16 protein-coding genes and 1 pseudogene are annotated in these 15305 nt (G+C 39.5%); 3 read left to right on the top strand and 14 right to left on the bottom strand.

Annotated elements, in window-relative coordinates:
* The 4 genes and pseudogenes from QZ488_RS11185 to QZ488_RS11170 all read right to left on the bottom strand — a co-directional run.
* Positions 1–149 (bottom strand): annotated as a pseudogene (locus QZ488_RS11185) (IS1595 family transposase); the annotation flags it as partial.
* Positions 150–220: 71 nt separating this feature from the next.
* The gene (locus QZ488_RS11180; protein ID WP_293748623.1) at positions 221–556 is read right to left on the bottom strand and encodes a hypothetical protein; all 336 of its coding nucleotides are present in this window, start codon (positions 554–556) and stop codon (positions 221–223) included.
* Between the two features lie 9 nt (positions 557–565).
* Complete coding sequence (gene ubiA, locus QZ488_RS11175; protein WP_293748621.1) at positions 566–1450, bottom strand: 4-hydroxybenzoate octaprenyltransferase; 885 nt, start codon at positions 1448–1450, stop codon at positions 566–568.
* A gap of 6 nt (positions 1451–1456) precedes the next feature.
* On the bottom strand, positions 1457–2023 hold the full coding sequence (locus QZ488_RS11170) for a chorismate lyase (RefSeq protein ID WP_293748619.1): 567 nt from the start codon (positions 2021–2023) through the stop codon (positions 1457–1459).
* Positions 2024–2177: 154 nt separating this feature from the next.
* Here QZ488_RS11170 and QZ488_RS11165 point away from each other — a divergent pair, with 154 nt between their 5' ends.
* Positions 2178–2594: a flagellar basal body-associated protein FliL gene (locus QZ488_RS11165; protein ID WP_293748625.1), complete on the top strand. Its 417-nt coding sequence runs from the start codon at positions 2178–2180 to the stop codon at positions 2592–2594.
* A gap of 9 nt (positions 2595–2603) precedes the next feature.
* On the opposite strand, the gene glpG is transcribed toward QZ488_RS11165, so the two are convergent.
* The 8 genes from glpG to QZ488_RS11125 all read right to left on the bottom strand — a co-directional run bounded on the left by glpG (position 2604) and on the right by QZ488_RS11125 (position 10304).
* Complete coding sequence (glpG, locus tag QZ488_RS11160) at positions 2604–3464, bottom strand: rhomboid family intramembrane serine protease GlpG (protein WP_293748617.1); 861 nt, start codon at positions 3462–3464, stop codon at positions 2604–2606.
* A gap of 23 nt (positions 3465–3487) precedes the next feature.
* On the bottom strand, positions 3488–3817 hold the full coding sequence (glpE, locus tag QZ488_RS11155; protein WP_293748615.1) for a thiosulfate sulfurtransferase GlpE: 330 nt from the start codon (positions 3815–3817) through the stop codon (positions 3488–3490).
* Positions 3818–3851: 34 nt separating this feature from the next.
* Positions 3852–4877, bottom strand: coding sequence for an L-threonine 3-dehydrogenase (gene tdh, locus QZ488_RS11150; protein ID WP_293748613.1), 1026 nt, complete (start codon positions 4875–4877; stop codon positions 3852–3854).
* Entirely contained in the window at positions 4877–6070 is a 1194-nt protein-coding gene (locus tag QZ488_RS11145; RefSeq protein WP_293748611.1) for a glycine C-acetyltransferase, read from the bottom strand. Before QZ488_RS11145 ends, tdh begins: the two co-directional genes overlap by 1 nt.
* Before the next feature lie 126 nt (positions 6071–6196).
* Positions 6197–8662, bottom strand: coding sequence for a bifunctional diguanylate cyclase/phosphodiesterase (locus tag QZ488_RS11140; protein WP_293748609.1), 2466 nt, complete (start codon positions 8660–8662; stop codon positions 6197–6199).
* Positions 8663–8665: 3 nt separating this feature from the next.
* Entirely contained in the window at positions 8666–9196 is a 531-nt protein-coding gene (locus QZ488_RS11135) for a hypothetical protein (RefSeq protein WP_293748607.1), read from the bottom strand.
* Entirely contained in the window at positions 9171–9842 is a 672-nt protein-coding gene (locus QZ488_RS11130) for a hypothetical protein (protein ID WP_293748605.1), read from the bottom strand. The genes QZ488_RS11135 and QZ488_RS11130 overlap by 26 nt, the downstream gene beginning before the upstream one ends.
* Positions 9843–9848: 6 nt before the next feature.
* Complete coding sequence (locus QZ488_RS11125) at positions 9849–10304, bottom strand: substrate-binding domain-containing protein (protein ID WP_293748603.1); 456 nt, start codon at positions 10302–10304, stop codon at positions 9849–9851.
* Positions 10305–10501: 197 nt separating this feature from the next.
* Here QZ488_RS11125 and waaA point away from each other — a divergent pair, with 197 nt between their 5' ends.
* Positions 10502–11803, top strand: a complete 1302-nt coding sequence (waaA, locus tag QZ488_RS11120) for a lipid IV(A) 3-deoxy-D-manno-octulosonic acid transferase (RefSeq protein WP_293748601.1) — start codon at positions 10502–10504, stop codon at positions 11801–11803.
* 35 nt (positions 11804–11838) lie between these two features.
* On the opposite strand, the gene QZ488_RS11115 is transcribed toward waaA, so the two are convergent.
* Positions 11839–12915 carry a glycosyltransferase family 4 protein gene (locus QZ488_RS11115; RefSeq protein WP_293748599.1) on the bottom strand — a complete coding sequence of 359 codons (1077 nt, stop codon included), beginning with the start codon at positions 12913–12915 and terminating at the stop codon, positions 11839–11841.
* A 108-nt stretch (positions 12916–13023) separates the two neighbouring features.
* On the opposite strand from QZ488_RS11115, the gene QZ488_RS11110 reads away from it, so the two are divergent.
* Complete coding sequence (locus QZ488_RS11110) at positions 13024–13761, top strand: 3-deoxy-D-manno-octulosonic acid kinase (RefSeq protein WP_293748597.1); 738 nt, start codon at positions 13024–13026, stop codon at positions 13759–13761.
* Here QZ488_RS11110 and QZ488_RS11105 read toward each other — a convergent pair.
* The gene (locus tag QZ488_RS11105; protein ID WP_293748595.1) at positions 13758–15227 is read right to left on the bottom strand and encodes a capsule assembly Wzi family protein; all 1470 of its coding nucleotides are present in this window, start codon (positions 15225–15227) and stop codon (positions 13758–13760) included. The two genes, QZ488_RS11110 and QZ488_RS11105, sit on opposite strands and share 4 nt — an antisense overlap.
* Positions 15228–15305 lie beyond the last annotated feature (78 nt).

Raw genomic sequence — 15305 nt, 5'->3', positions numbered from 1 at the left:
CGCTGCATGTTATCGGTTTTGCCATGACGATTGATAAGGCTGCTGTGGCAGTGAGGGCATTCTGGTGAATCAACCATACGGTGCTCTAATTGCTTAACAATATTGGTAACTTCATCATTACCTTCCAATCGTTTTTCAACTTGGCGCAACTAGCTGTCAGTGAGGCCATTAAATTGCTCTAAAAACTTTGTAAACTGTGCTGGGATCATAGACCACCTCCTTAACAGCTGTAATTATATACAGTATTGCAACAGTTTACAAAAACATAGCCTTCAAAATTTGAAAATTGACTGTTAACAGTTGAGTTTTTTTGTCCCTTTATGATAACTGACGCAAGTATTAACAGCTCATTTTGAGCGGTTTTAATCAACTCTAATCCTTGCTGTTCTTTTTTAGTAAAACGTATTTCATCACCGTATTCGTATTGCAAAAAAAACAAACTAACAATTAGTGGGCTAATAATAATGACACTTACAACAGAGAACTTAACTAAATAGCTAAACTGTGACATCAAAGATTTAGCTGGACTACAAATTCCACGAATGAATTCGCCCATTAGATTTCCTTAAGTAGGATAAATGATGTAATGCCCGATAATTCCAATGGCAAACACCAATCCCACGTAGTGATTGTGCAAAAAAGCCTTGAAGCATAAGCTCCTATCTCGGTCTTTAATCAATCTGTGTTGGTACAAAAATAACCCTATACTAACAACTAACGCGAGGTAAAACGGCCAACTTAGTTTCAACCATACTGCTACTGCAACAAGTAATGATAAGCAGGATATTTGCAGCAACATTATGATCAACTTATCGTATTGACCAAATAATATGGCAGTTGATTTCACACCAACTATAAGATCATCATTTTTATCAACCATAGCGTACTCAGTATCATAAGCCACTGTCCAAGCTAAATTGGCAAAATACAAAGCCCAAACCACCCAATTTAATGGTTGTCCTGTAGCCACAAAAACCATCGGGATAGACCAACTAAAAGCCGCGCCAAGTATGACCTGTGGGAAATGAGTGTAACGTTTCATAAAAGGATAAATGGTGGCTAATATCAAACCGCCTACTGACATAAGAACTGTTTGCCACGATAAGGTTAAAACCAGTAATAACGCGCAAAACAACAACAACAAGAATAATCCCAATGCTTCTTTTTCGGATACTTCTCCGTTCACTAGAGGCCGAGTCGAAGAACGCTCAACCAAACCATCTACTTTGCGATCTGCATAATCATTGATAACACAACCCGCCGATCGCATCACTACTACGCCCAAAATAAACACCACAAATATATGTAGGTCAGGAACCCCTGCTGAGGCGACCCATAATGCCCATACACAAGGCCACAGTAACAAATAGATACCTATAGGTTTGTCGGCACGCATTAAACGCCAATAAGCGTTTAATTTTTCCCTCGATAATTGTCTAGAGTCACTCATACTTGTTTATTTCATCTCTTGGTATGCAGGCGAGCTAGGAAGGAACACTTCGCTAACGGTCATTTTTAAATCCTCAAAACTAAATGCAGATCGGCGACCCCACAATTTCATCTCAGAGGATATGTGTAATTTCGTCAAAAACGCTTTGCTTGGATAAATATGCGTTATTTCAAATGGCATACGTTTGAACCGCTTATCATTAAATAACAACTGACCTAAAGGTTTAGTATTAAGATTAACAAAATCACTTTCGCATAAACTCTGCGGAATGATTGACCGAGCAAATACCCACGGTTGATTGTCACCCCACAATAACACTTCTCTAACTTGCCATTCTTGTGGATTTAACTTCTGTTTTGGCGCACATACTTGTTGAAACTCCTCAAGAGTTATCTCCACCTGCCGTTGACCTATAACGGTCAAATGAAATGACTTGCACTGAGATTGTAACCTTTGGGTCAACGAATCGGTGTTAAGTAACCAGTTTTTCAAACAAGGATTGGGAATAGAAAACTGGTCAGGATGAGCCCATAATGATGGAATACCGACTGGAAAAGTATATGAATAGTTCAATTTTACAACGTTATTGATTAGCGAAAATGAATAATAACAAGTGCACGACTTAGACTAAAGTTAAATACGTTTATGTCCAATTTAGTTTTATGCACCCAATAAAAGTTGGTAAGCTTAAAGCATCTGTGATGATAACTAACAAAAGAAACTAATGATGAAAAAAACAAAATGGCTGCTAGCTAGTTTATTAACTCTTTTAAGTTTTCACAGTGTGGTATATGGACAAGAGGTGGTCAGAAAAAGCTACGCATATTTCAGCCTCGAACCAGCTATTGTGACCAACTTCTTAGGCTCGAGTGCCAGGAAATTAGGCTTTGTTTCGGTGTCAATCGAACTAATGTTAGAAGGTCCAAATTTTCTTGAAGCAGCTGAACATCATTCCCCACTGATGAGAGCAGCAACAATTGAAGTCTTTGGTAGCCAGCCAGCGGAAAAAGTTAAATCGCTAACCGGTCGCGAAGATATTAGACGTATTTGTTTAGAAAAACTTCAAGAACTCATGATCAAAGAAACTGGCTCTGAAATGATTAAGGATGTTATTTTTACAAGGTACATTTATCATCAGAGCTAAATATCCAGATTAAAGCGTTCTAGGGCTTTTTGCCCTAGAAACCAAAAACCAAGCAAACAGACAACCACAGATTAAGCCTACTGTATGAGCGGTGTTTGCCATCTGAACAGGTAAAATATCTATATAACCCACCACTAACCAAACCAACAAAAATACCACTATAGGTTTAGGTAGTGACAGTCCCCAGCTAGGTTTTAACCAGCCTAGCCACCAAACACAACCGACTAAGGCATAGACTACACCTGACAACCCGCCAAAATTCGGACCACTGACCAACAACTGTGCAATATTGGACACAACAGCTGAAAATACAAATAGCATTAGCAAACTACTGATACCAAACGTTTTTTCGATTTGTTTACCTAAACTCCACCACCACAGTAGGTTAAACGCAATATGCAGAACTGAAAAATGAATAAGTGCTGGGCCTAATACCCGCCACCATTGCCCCGTATCTACAAGCATGCCAATTGGTTGAATTTTTAGCCAAACATAGGGAGCTGAAACACCTAGCATTGCCAAAAGATAAATAAGCAGACAAATAGCCAAAATACTTGAGGTAAAAGGAGCTTGTTTTAGGTCATAAAGGGTTTTAGCTGCAGAAAAAGATTTATCAGCAATTAAGTTAACCGTTTCGCCGGACTGCCACGCTGCCGTTTGATACTTTTCGTTATTCGGATTAAGCACAAACTCTTCAGCTAATTGTTTGGCTTTAATTTGGTCAAATTCCTGCAACAACATCACGGCATGTGAATACTCATTAGTTGAATAGTGATACTCCGCTTGAATACCTTGTTCTTTAAGGTAAATAGTGAGTAATCTTGCCGGTTGTTCTTTAGAAAAGGCGACTAACTTATGCGGGGTAGACAAACCTATTATACTTCCTATAATTTTTAAATATCTGGCTGTGAAACTTCAAACGACTGGTTTTGGCGCCACGCCTCAAATCCACCATCTAAGCTATATACTTCTTCAAAACCTTGGTGAATTAAAAACTGTGCAGCTTGTTGACTACTGACACCATGATAACAACAGACGATCACTGGCGTATCAAATTCCACATCAGACATAAAACTATGCAGCGAACCATTAGTTAACTGTATGGAGTCTTTAATATGCCCAGCTGAAAAGGCTGCGTCATCGCGGATATCAACAATCCGTACTTCACCTTCTAACAATTTTTTTTGTGTCTCTTGCACAGATATATGGGCAAATTGCTCCATCTAGATAACTCCCCTCAGAAGTTCACACTTCATTCTATTGCCAATTTAGGATCACTTTACCAGATTGACCCGATCCCATAACATCGAAACCTTGCTGAAAGTCATCAATAGAAAACTGATGTGTAACCATAGGTCCTAAATCTAATCCACCTTGAATTAGGCTGGCCATTTTATACCATGTTTCAAACATTTCACGGCCATAAATTCCTTTTATCATCAAACCTTTAAAAATGACTTGATTCCAGTCTATCGCCACATCGTTAGGTGGAATACCTAACATCGCTATTTTGCCACCATTATTCATTTTATCGAGCATATCACGCAGTGCTATTGGCACTCCCGACATCTCAAGACCCACATCAAAACCTTCAGTCATACCTAATTCCTGCATCACATCCTGTAACTTAGTATTAGAAACGTTGACCGCACGAGTAGCGCCCATTTTAGTGGCTAAATCTAGACGGTACTCATTTATATCAGTGATAACGACATTTCTCGCACCGACATGCCGCGCTACTGCTGCGGCCATAATACCAATAGGGCCAGCGCCTGTAATCAACACGTCTTCTCCAACTAAATCAAAAGATAAGGCGGTATGTACGGCATTACCAAAAGGGTCAAAAATAGCGGCTAAGTCACTGGATATATTGTGTGGAATTTTAAAAGCGTTAAAGGCAGGGATCACCAAATATTCAGCAAAGGCGCCTTGTCTATTCACTCCCACTCCTGTGGTATTTCTGCATAGATGGCGACGACCTGCTCGGCAATTTCGGCAATGTCCACAGGTGATATGTCCTTCACCAGACACCCTATCACCCAATGTAAAGCCAAGTACTTCTTGGCCCATACCAACCACTTCACCAACATATTCATGGCCAACAACCATAGGCACAGGAATCGTTTTTTGTGCCCACTCATCCCATTGGTAGATATGCATATCAGTTCCGCAAATCGCGGTTTTGTGAATTTTTATCAATAAATCATTGTGACCAACAGTGGGTTTTTCACACTCGGTCATCCAAATGCCTTTTTTGGAATGTAGCTTGGCTAACGCTTTCATCAAATCACTCCCAATTCTTTACCAACTTCAATAAAAGCATCTACTGCTAAATCAATTTGTTCGATGCTGTGAGCGGCAGACATCTGGGTTCGAATACGTGCTTGCCCTTTAGGTACCACTGGGAAGGAAAACCCTACTACGTAAACGCCTCTTTCTAGCATTTTATCAGCCATATCGCTGGCTAACTGCGCATCACCTAACATCACAGGAATGATGGCATGATCTTTACCAGAAAGGGTGAAACCCGCATCTGACATTCTCTGACGAAAATGAGCCGCATTGCTAGTCAACTGTTTACGTAAACCATCTCCATGCTGCATCATTTCAAACACTTTTAAAGATGCGGCAACAATTGGCGGAGCGACAGAATTTGAAAATAAATACGGACGAGAACGTTGTCGTAACCAAGTAATCACCTCTTTTTTACCCGATGTATAACCACCAGACGCGCCACCTAAAGCCTTGCCTAATGTACCGGTTAAGATGTCTACTCGGCCCATCACGTCACAATATTCATGACTTCCTCGACCATTTTCACCAACAAAACCAGTGGCATGACAATCATCTACCATGACCAGTGCCTGATACTTGTCTGCCAAATCACATATTGCGGCCAAGTCGGCAATCACACCATCCATAGAGAACACCCCATCAGTGGCAATCAGTTTAGTCCGAGCACCGTCTGCATCAGCTTGAATAAGTTGTGCTTCTAAGGCTTGCATATCATTATTTGCATACCGATAACGCTTCGTTTTGGAAAGCCTGACTCCATCGATGATACTGGCATGATTCAATGAATCGGAGATAATGGCATCTTCAGCATCCAAGATAGTTTCAAATAACCCACCGTTAGCATCAAAACAAGAGGGGTAAAGAATCGTCTCTTGTGTGCCCAAAAAGTCACTTATCTTAGCTTCTAACTGTTTATGAATATCTTGCGTACCACAAATAAAACGTACTGAAGCCATACCAAAACCGTGACTATCCAAACCGGCTTTTGCGGCGTCAATCAATTCTGGGTGATTTGCTAAACCCAAATAATTATTTGCGCAAAAATTGAGTACTTGTTGTTTACGATTAACTTCAATATCAGCTTGTTGGCTTGAGGTTATGATACGTTCATTTTTGAAAAGTCCTTGTGCCTTAGTGTCTTCAATTTGCTGAGATAAGCGGATATAAAAGTCATGTTTCATGGAAAGTCCTAATTATGGAATGGCAAAAAAGCGGATCATATATATTCAATATGCTGAATGACAATTTTCAGAGTAGACGGTTATACACAAGTGGCAAACTTTTTGTACACCTTGTTACTAGTAGCGCTAGGATAAATTGTTTAGCTTGTCCCATACACCAAATTGTAATTTATCAGGTAAAATAGCATATAAATCGTTTTCTGGTATAGGGCGCGAGATAAAGTATCCTTGGCCTATTTCGCAGTGTAAATCTTGTAACAACTTCATTTGAGCAGAGGTTTCAACACCTTCAGCCACCACTTGCATACCTAACTTTTGCACCATGGCTATAGTTGAAGAAACAATTTGCATATCAGCACTATTGTCACTCATCCCAGAAACAAAACTACGATCTATTTTGATAATATCAACAGGCATCTGTTTTAGGTAAGCCAAAGACGAATACCCCGTACCGAAGTCATCAATGGAAAAAATAAAACCCACTTCTTTTAGTTGTCGCATGGTGTCCAGAGTTTGTTCAATATCAGCGACCACTGTTCTTTCTGTTAACTCTAATTCAATTTGCGAAGGGTTACGATTAAATACTTTAATCTGCTCTTGCAAGAAGGGTATAAGATCGGGATCCAAAAACTGACTGGCAGATAAATTAACTGCTACCTTAAGATTTTTAAAACCCAAGTCATCGAGTTTTTGTAATATTTCAAATGCTTTTTTAAGCCCCCAATAACCTATTTTTAGCATGTTTGCTGTATTTTCAATTAGTGCGATAAATTCATCAGGCGGAATAAAACCACGTTCGGGGTGAACCCAACGAATAAGGGCTTCAAACCCAAAGAGCTTGCCCGTTGCTATTTCTACTTGGGGCTGTAAAGCAAAACTAAACTCTCCTCTTTCAAGGGCATCACGTACTTCATTTTCTAACTCTACTTTACGTATTACGGCCTTTTGCATGTCATCACTAAAAGTACTGTATTTATCACCTCCTGAATCTTTAGAGGCATACATCGCCATATCCGACTGTCTAACTAAGTCATCCAATAATATCAAGGCATCTTCAGTACTAGCGATACCAATACTACTTGACGTATAGAAGAGCAGTTCATCAACAGCAATAGGCTCTCTAAAACTATTAAGAAGCTTTGTTGCCAATATAGGTGCACCTTCGCTAATGCTTTGCTCTAAAAACACCACCACAAATTCATCCGCACCAAAGCGGAACAACATATCCGAATCACGTAAACATCCGCGTATTCTCTGTGCTGCATTGATTAAAAACGCATCACCAATATCATGACCGTGGGTATCGTTGATCTTACGGAACTTATCAAAATCGACAAACATAACAGTGAGTTTGTTTGATTCTCGCTTCATAGTGGCCAGTAATTTTTTCAACTGGTAATTCAGCATATTACGATTGGGTAGACCGGTAAGGCGGTCATACATGGCAATATTTTCTAACTCGCGAGTATTCTGTTCAATTTTTTGATCTAGAGACTCCAACTCTTTACTGAGTAAACTTGCAGAGTCTTGTAATAACTCAATTTCATCGACAAAAAACCGGCTTTTGGCGAATTTATGAATACGAAATTCTTGATACTTTTTTTGTGCCAAAAGAGGCAATTGCTCAGCCAATAGCAACAAACGGCGACGAATTTGCCAAGTCATCAGAAATAATGCAACAACACAAAGCAATACCACGACAATAGATGTGACTAACACCCGCTTCTTATATTCCTTATGGGTCAATGATGAATCGCTAATATCGTGCACAAACATTAAATAAATTGCGTTTTCTAAATGTGGATCAATAGGCAATAAATTTAGTTGGAACACGTCTTCACCTCTCTCTAGTCGATAGCCAGAATCAAGCATTTGTGAGAGTAAAAGGCCGTTAGGTAAATCTTTAAGAAGCTCTTGCATAAACTGTTTGTTGGTAAAACTAATAGGAGGCTTCACAGTTAAATCCGTTAACCTTAATTCCCGTAACGGGATAACATCATCTGTAGATTTATCAGCACCTAAAATTGCTAACTTAGCAAAAGTAGAACGATTAACGGCGGCCAACGCTTCCAACAAAGAACTACTCACAGACAATACAACCATTTCATCAGAACTAGACAAAATAGGCAGGCTAATTTGTTGCTGACATTCTAATGCACAACGAATGTTGGAAACTGAAGACTGAGTATTAATAACCTGCATCACATCATCTAAAATGTAACTTGGTTGTGTTTTCGAAGTACTAAAACGTAACTCACTTTTGTTATCAAATAACCATAAATCGTTGATTTGCCAGTTAAGTTGTAAATAGTCAAACTCTTGTTCGAAGAAAAACGCTGCTCCATCAATATTATCGGCATAATTTGCTTGGAAATGTACGAATGATTCAAACCAAGTCTCTACTCTACTGCGCAATAGACCTCGAATTAGTTCAAATTGTTTTTGATCTTGGTCCAACAGCGTTTGCTGTTGAACAAAAAAGTCCTGATTATTTTTGGTCACCCACAAATAAGTAAGTGAAGCACTTGCGACCAATAAAAAAGCCATTAAAAGGCCCATTATTTTAGTCGGCAAGCTGACAAATTTACGCATGAGTTAAAACCAGTACATAAGCTGCACTGCCCACATATCCCAATATTTATTGTTATTTAAGATTGGATTTGGGGTGAAAACAGGCGCTAACCTGCCCGTACCTTTTACTCTGTGGTATTCAGCTTGTATCTGAATGTTTTTAGTAAATTTCCAAGTTACTCCTGCCGTAGCTTGATCCATTAAGCCAAAATACCCTGGCACTAAACCCAGGCTTGCCACTTCCAGATTTTTACCCTCTCTGTCCTGCCTGTCTCGGTCATATATATCTAATCTAGCCAGTACAGTTAATTGATTAGACACAAAATATCTAGCTTGTAGATATCCCCCTTCTGCAAAGGTATCACTGTAAAATCCTGGAAATAATACATTGTCTGCAATAACTCGCTCGCGCATAACTTCCGAAGCAATTTCCCAACTTTCCCCCTGATACAAAAGGTTAAACATGATCCTTTGGGATGTTTCATCACCATTAAACAGTGTGTCATTGTCACCACGTTTATAACTAAAATCAGCATCCAGTAATGAAAAAACCAAATTGAAAATTTGTTAATTTAGGTCGCCAGTACACACTAAACTGTTTATCACTATCATGTTTTAATTTTCCAGTAGCACTGGCGCCCAATAAATTTTTTGTCTGCTCTGAACTAATCCTTGAATTTCCATAACTTAAGTTGATGTCCCACTCGCCTAACTTATTATCTGTTTGCGCAATTAACATTAATCCATCTACACCTAAAGCAACATCACGAAAAGCATCAAAATATAGGGATTGAGGCAAAATGATTGAAGGTCGAGTATGTGGTACGTCTCGGGTAGATGAATACAACCAATGGTAATTTTTGTTGCGGCCAATCTGGGCTTTAACCTGCCAATTTGCTTTATTAAATATTTGCCACTCTAAAAACAAATAATCGACTCTAAACCCATCTGGGTAGCGATTACCACCGTCTAAATATACGGCCTGACCTGCCACCCGAAAAGAAGGATTAATCCGATAAGAGCTGTTGATTCCTAATTCCGTCAGCTCAAGGGATACTCCGCCCTCATCCGTTACAAAGTTAGAATCATATGCCTGAATAATGCCCTGAGCCACAAAACCATTTAGCTTAAGTGATTCAGCAAAAAGCGAATTTGATTGAAATAGTAATCCCAAACAAATGAAAAGTGATGAAAGCTTCATATTTAGTTACTCCCCTAACACTTTAATAATATTGACATTGTCGTCATTCGCCAGCTGCATTACGTACCCAATAGCACCTGGTTTCTGACTAACACGTTCGAGCATCTCTAGCTCGCTTTGTACCTTTATTGGTTCCTCCCCTAATCCTGAATAAACCAATTTGTTCCATATACGATCAAGTTGATAAGGAAACATTCCAAGTACTTTAGTACTGAAAGTTTTGTGCGTTTGATGCTGATTTGAGAGCACATAAACAGTGATAGCTTGGTCATTAGACCACGCAGTTTGACGCATAGAGAAAATTCTTCGGATTTGTTCGACACTAATATTTTTAGATTCAACCGATGGATTCACCACAACACGTATCGCTGGAATTTGGCTATCTGCCGAAGAGGCTACAGATAAGAAACATCCTAGACTGACAAATAACATTGAGCGGAAATGTTGGCGAATTTGATTCAAAAACGAACTCCAGTCAGGGTGTATTTTTATACTAAATGAGTTTCAAAAAAAAGCCATAAATTAATAAAAATCAATTACATTTCAATCTTTTAGATTAGCTACAGTATGGCGCAATTTAAAATAATGACACTTTCGTATAAGGTAAAACCTGCTAAAGTAAGCATTGTTCTATTTACTCTCAAATATACGCATAAGCCATGACCACATCTTTTACACCCAGTACCAAGCAAAAAATTGTGTTACTCGGTTATTCATTAATTTGGCTTTTTATAATTCCTTTGGCACTTTGTCACTTTATTTATCAGATGCTCAGGCGCAAACCTGGCTACACAAAAGCACGTTTATCTCGTTATGGGTTTACCCAAAATCATGGCAACAATAAGGATGTTTTATTGATCCATTGCGCCTCTGTGGGTGAAGTGGTGGCAATACAAACTTTGGTTGAACAGCTATTAACTCAAAACCCTAAACAAAGTATTACCATCACAACCAATACGACCACCGGTGCAGATAGGGTTAAGTTGTTGTTTGCCGATCGTGTTGAGCATGCTTACCTACCCTATGATTTTCCGCTCTTTGTAACGCTTTTTCTAAAAACAAAACGTCCTACTAAAGTGCTCATAAATGAAATGGAACTGTGGCCAAATCTGTGCAATCAATGTTGGGGTTTGAGTATCCCTATTTTTATCATCAACGGTAGAATGAGTGAAAAGTCGACTAAGACCTATCAAAAATTTCCCTCTTTATTTAAGCCTATGTTTGAAAAAATTACTGGAATTTGTGCCCAAGACAATAGAGATTACCAAAACTATCTGACCCTTGGAGTGGCTCCTGAAAAGCTAACTTTGACCAATAATATTAAATTCGATCTGACCATTTCTGCTCAAGACATTGCACTGAGTCAAACAATAAGAACTAACTTTGCCTTAGAACAACGCCTACTAATCGTGGCTGGAAGCACCCATGAACCTGAGGAACAAATTTTATTAGAAGCCTATTTGGCTTTGGTGACAGCTTACCCACAGTTATTGTTAGTCATTGTACCTCGTCATCCTCAACGCTTTGAAAAGGTTCATCAACTATTACAAAAACAGAACATTGAAACCGTTTTGATGAGTGAAGCAAAAGCCTGCAAATCCGCTACTCAAGTGCTGTTATGCGATCAAATGGGTAAATTACGCTCTATCTACGCATTGGCAGATATTAGTTTTGTAGGTGGCAGTTTAGCTGATAGAGGTGGACACAATGCTTTGGAGCCTGCAGCTGTAGGTGTGCCTATTTTGATGGGAGAATCGACTTATAATAATCCCGCTATCTGTAAAGCTTTAGCCGATAGCGGTGCGTTACTGTCGGTGACAGATGCACATCAAATTGAGTCGGCCTGTAAAATCTGGTTAGACAATCCTGAACAAAGGAAACGCGCAGGTGAAGCTGGCAAACAAGTGTTAACGGATAACAGTGGCGCGATACAAAAAACCCTAGATGTCATAACGTCTTAACACCTACTCAAATAACACTCTTCTTTAGGAGAGCCCTATTGTAAGGTACGGAAAAACTCAATTAAACGAATTGCCTCGTCTTCCACACGATAACTAGTCTCAACTCGTTTTCGCCCTTCTATGCCCATTTGGGTTAGTTTTTCAGGATCAGATAATAATAAGTCCATTTTCTCAGTCACCGCTTGTTGGTTATTTACCGGCACAATATAACCATCAACTGCTGGACGAACTATTTCCTCCCACGCCCCAGCTTCGGTTGCTAGGACTGCAGCACCACTGCTCATTGCTTCCAATACGGTTAAACCAAACCCCTCGTTATCACTGAGTGCTGAAACCAAAGACAGGGCACTAAATATTTTAGGTATTTGTTCAAATGGCAATTCACCGGTAAAGATAATTCGGTCGGTCATATTGGCTTGTGCTGCTTTACTTTTTAATTGCTCGACAAACTCTTTATTGCTGGATGAAATTGCACCAACAACCACACAATGATACTCGGGATATTTGTCAAATAGCTCAATGCATGCTTCAACAAATAGATGCACACCTTTTTGTTTTCTGACACGGCCTAAAATACCAATGCCATATTTACCGCCATAACCTAAATCAGCCCAAGCTTGCTGTTTATCTTTAGCTGGAAGGTAGTCATTAACTTGCACGCCATGGGGATTGACTAAATTGGGGGGGTCACATAAAAAACCTGCCGATCTTTTACTTACCGCAATAACTGCATCCATTTTTCGCGTTAACCACACAGTTGAGGCAGAACGTTTACGCTGTGCAGCAGAACTAAATACCAACTTAATTTTTGCTCTGAACAAATATTTAAGTAGTACACCTTGGATCATTTCGTCTACTCGGCGGGCGTGAAAAATACGCCACTTGCCACTTTTGAGTGGTGTTCTACACATTTTTGCAGTTTGCCAAAAACTGATAGCCAATGCCTGGTCAGGTAAAAAATGGCGACCCATTATACGTAAGTTAATCAGCTCTTTTTGATAAGACATGACCTGCAACATCGTGGATGTCACACCCGAAAAATTTGAATTTGAGTTACCAATAATCAATTCAATTTCATCTGACTGTGATTCACTAGAAAGGTGCTTTTTCATAGATGGGGGTTACTCAATTTGTCGACACATAAAACAGCTATCTGAGTCTGCACTTACGTAAGTATTCCGTATACAATACGAATATTACTCCTGAGTCAAAATTGTAACATGGCTATTATCCAGCAAAAAACTATTAACTCACATGTCATGTTATTTGATGCAGAACATTTCTCTGAGCCCACCCCCCAAATGTTTACAGGTCAATATTGGCAAGCGCAAAATGCCATAACTGGCCAAGCCAAAGGCCGCGGCACGACCTATTTTTTCGAACATAACAAAAATGAATATGTATTACGTCATTATCGCCGAGGCGGGTTGATTGGCAAAGTGCTGAGTGACCAATATCTGTATACCGGACTTGAGCAGTCCCGTGCATGGCAAGAATTTACTTTACTGCAGCATATGCGCACCCTTGATTTAGCTTGTCCCGCGCCTATTGCTGCCATGTTAAATAGGAGAGGTTTGTATTACCAAGCAGATCTTATTTCAACAAAAATCCCCAATGCCCAAGACTTACACCACATTTTACTTAATCAAAACCTACCTGAGGATGTATGCCAAAAAATAGGTCAAACTATTGCCGAATTTCACAATCAGCAGATTTATCATCACGATTTAAATATCCACAATATTATGCTCGACAACGAACAAAAAGCTTGGTTAATTGATTTTGATAAATGCGCAGTAAAATCAGGCAGTGCTTGGAAGAGCACTAATATTCAACGCCTAAAACGCTCATTTGAAAAAGAACAGCGATTACACAAGATTCATTGGCAAACTGCTGATTGGCAAGCACTGCTATCTGCCTATAACCATACGGTAGAAAACAAAGCAGCTAATGCCTAATTAAGTCGGTATTTTATCTCAGCAAATATCAAGCTATCGGTTTCAGCATCGGCATTATCCACTTCTGCATATTCAATGCTTGCACCCAATTTAACTAACCAATCACCGTAATTAGTTTGATAAAAACCGCTAAGCCTGAATACTTTCTCACTCAGACCATTAAGAACAGGCGAAGGTGACTCTTTATCTTCATTAAGTGTTAGGCGATTAACAACTAGTTCAAATAAGTCACCATCGTGAAAGCTTTTATTCATACCTAGCGTGAGCATCCTGGCATCACTATCAAAACTACTACCTATAGAACGACCATATCGACGATAACCAGATTGATAAGTACAGTGCTCATAAAAACAATTTTTTTCATCGTTACCGGCATTAGAGCATGCAAAATTAGTGTCGCTAGACTCGACAAACACTTTATTGCCCCACAGGTAAGTTGATAAACCAATCAAATTAGCGTTATCGGTAACACGATAGTAGTCAATCGCATCTTCACCAATACGTTGCCCATATATGCTAAAAGGCCGATTGAACACCAGCATACTGTATTTAAAATCAAAGCCCGCGATGTGATTACCCGACTTGGATTCTAAAGCATCATCACAGCTTGTCTCACCGTTTACACATTCCGTTTGAAATGTAAGAACCTTAAACAAGTCACCAACAGAATTGGCTTGCCCCTCACCACCCCACATAGCACTCCATGACAACCCCACCTCTAAACCTGAAACGGGGCTGAAATTAAAACGCGTCATCCATAATTTAGTATCAGGCACTGTCCTTTGACTTTCTAATTGGCCAATTTGAGCTGTGAGAAACCAAGGGCCAAGGTAACTTAACCATTTATTTTCAGAACGGGTGGCTTGTGAGCGGGAAAAGCTGATAGAGGGCAAAGGCCTGGCATTATTAGACATAATAAGACTGCTAGATTGTGCTGGCCCCCACCACTGGTTCAATGATCCAACACGTAGATTCCAATCACCAAATTGATAAGCCAAAAAACTTTGGTCAAAATGATTTTTGCCTCCACGTTCACGGTTTGCAGAGACCTGCCCAGCCCAACGGCCAGCATAAAACTCTTTAGTAATGTTAAGTTTGACTTTTTCAGCCTGCACACCATTCAATCCGATGAATCGGCTGTTGTCCGTTGCTCCATACAGGCTAATAACTGACTGGCCCGTTTGTTTTTTATGCGCTTGTAAATAGTGTTTCAATCGCTGCGCTGAAGTGGCTGGAATACTTGGAAGAGATTGTATTTGGAGTTTTTCTAATTGCTCTGCAATGCCTTTCCAAGGAACAGGGTAACTGCTTACTGATGCGTCTAGTATTCTCCATTCCACCAGCACTTGTAAATCTTGATGTAGCTGTGGTTCAAGTGTACCTATCCAAGGAGAGCACCAACCTTTGATTGACCAGACTAGGCAAATAAAAAGACAGTAAAAATGTCTCTGTCGAACTTTTAACAACATCATCTCCAACAAAATATTTTTTAGTTTTTAAACTAGGGGGACTTAAATAATCTGCTTTGAAGACTACTTATAAAT

It is taken from the genome of uncultured Paraglaciecola sp., from assembly GCF_913020055.1.
Lineage (GTDB): Bacteria > Pseudomonadota > Gammaproteobacteria > Enterobacterales > Alteromonadaceae > Paraglaciecola.
This window is presented reverse-complemented; position numbering and strand designations above follow the sequence as displayed.

Bases quoted from the DNA above. Each gene is read 5' to 3' on its own strand.
- QZ488_RS11180 (WP_293748623.1), bottom strand. From the start codon at position 556: ATGGGCGAATTCATTCGTGGAATTTGTAGTCCAGCTAAATCTTTGATG.
- ubiA (WP_293748621.1), bottom strand. From the start codon at position 1,450: ATGAGTGACTCTAGACAATTATCGAGGGAAAAATTAAACGCTTATTGG.
- QZ488_RS11165 (WP_293748625.1), top strand. From the start codon at position 2,178: ATGAAAAAAACAAAATGGCTGCTAGCTAGTTTATTAACTCTTTTAAGT.
- glpE (WP_293748615.1), bottom strand. From the start codon at position 3,817: ATGGAGCAATTTGCCCATATATCTGTGCAAGAGACACAAAAAAAATTG.
- tdh (WP_293748613.1), bottom strand. From the start codon at position 4,877: ATGAAAGCGTTAGCCAAGCTACATTCCAAAAAAGGCATTTGGATGACC.
- QZ488_RS11145 (WP_293748611.1), bottom strand. From the start codon at position 6,070: ATGAAACATGACTTTTATATCCGCTTATCTCAGCAAATTGAAGACACT.
- QZ488_RS11140 (WP_293748609.1), bottom strand. From the start codon at position 8,662: ATGCGTAAATTTGTCAGCTTGCCGACTAAAATAATGGGCCTTTTAATG.
- QZ488_RS11130 (WP_293748605.1), bottom strand. From the start codon at position 9,842: ATGAAGCTTTCATCACTTTTCATTTGTTTGGGATTACTATTTCAATCA.
- waaA (WP_293748601.1), top strand. From the start codon at position 10,502: ATGACCACATCTTTTACACCCAGTACCAAGCAAAAAATTGTGTTACTC.
- QZ488_RS11115 (WP_293748599.1), bottom strand. From the start codon at position 12,915: ATGAAAAAGCACCTTTCTAGTGAATCACAGTCAGATGAAATTGAATTG.
- QZ488_RS11110 (WP_293748597.1), top strand. From the start codon at position 13,024: ATGGCTATTATCCAGCAAAAAACTATTAACTCACATGTCATGTTATTT.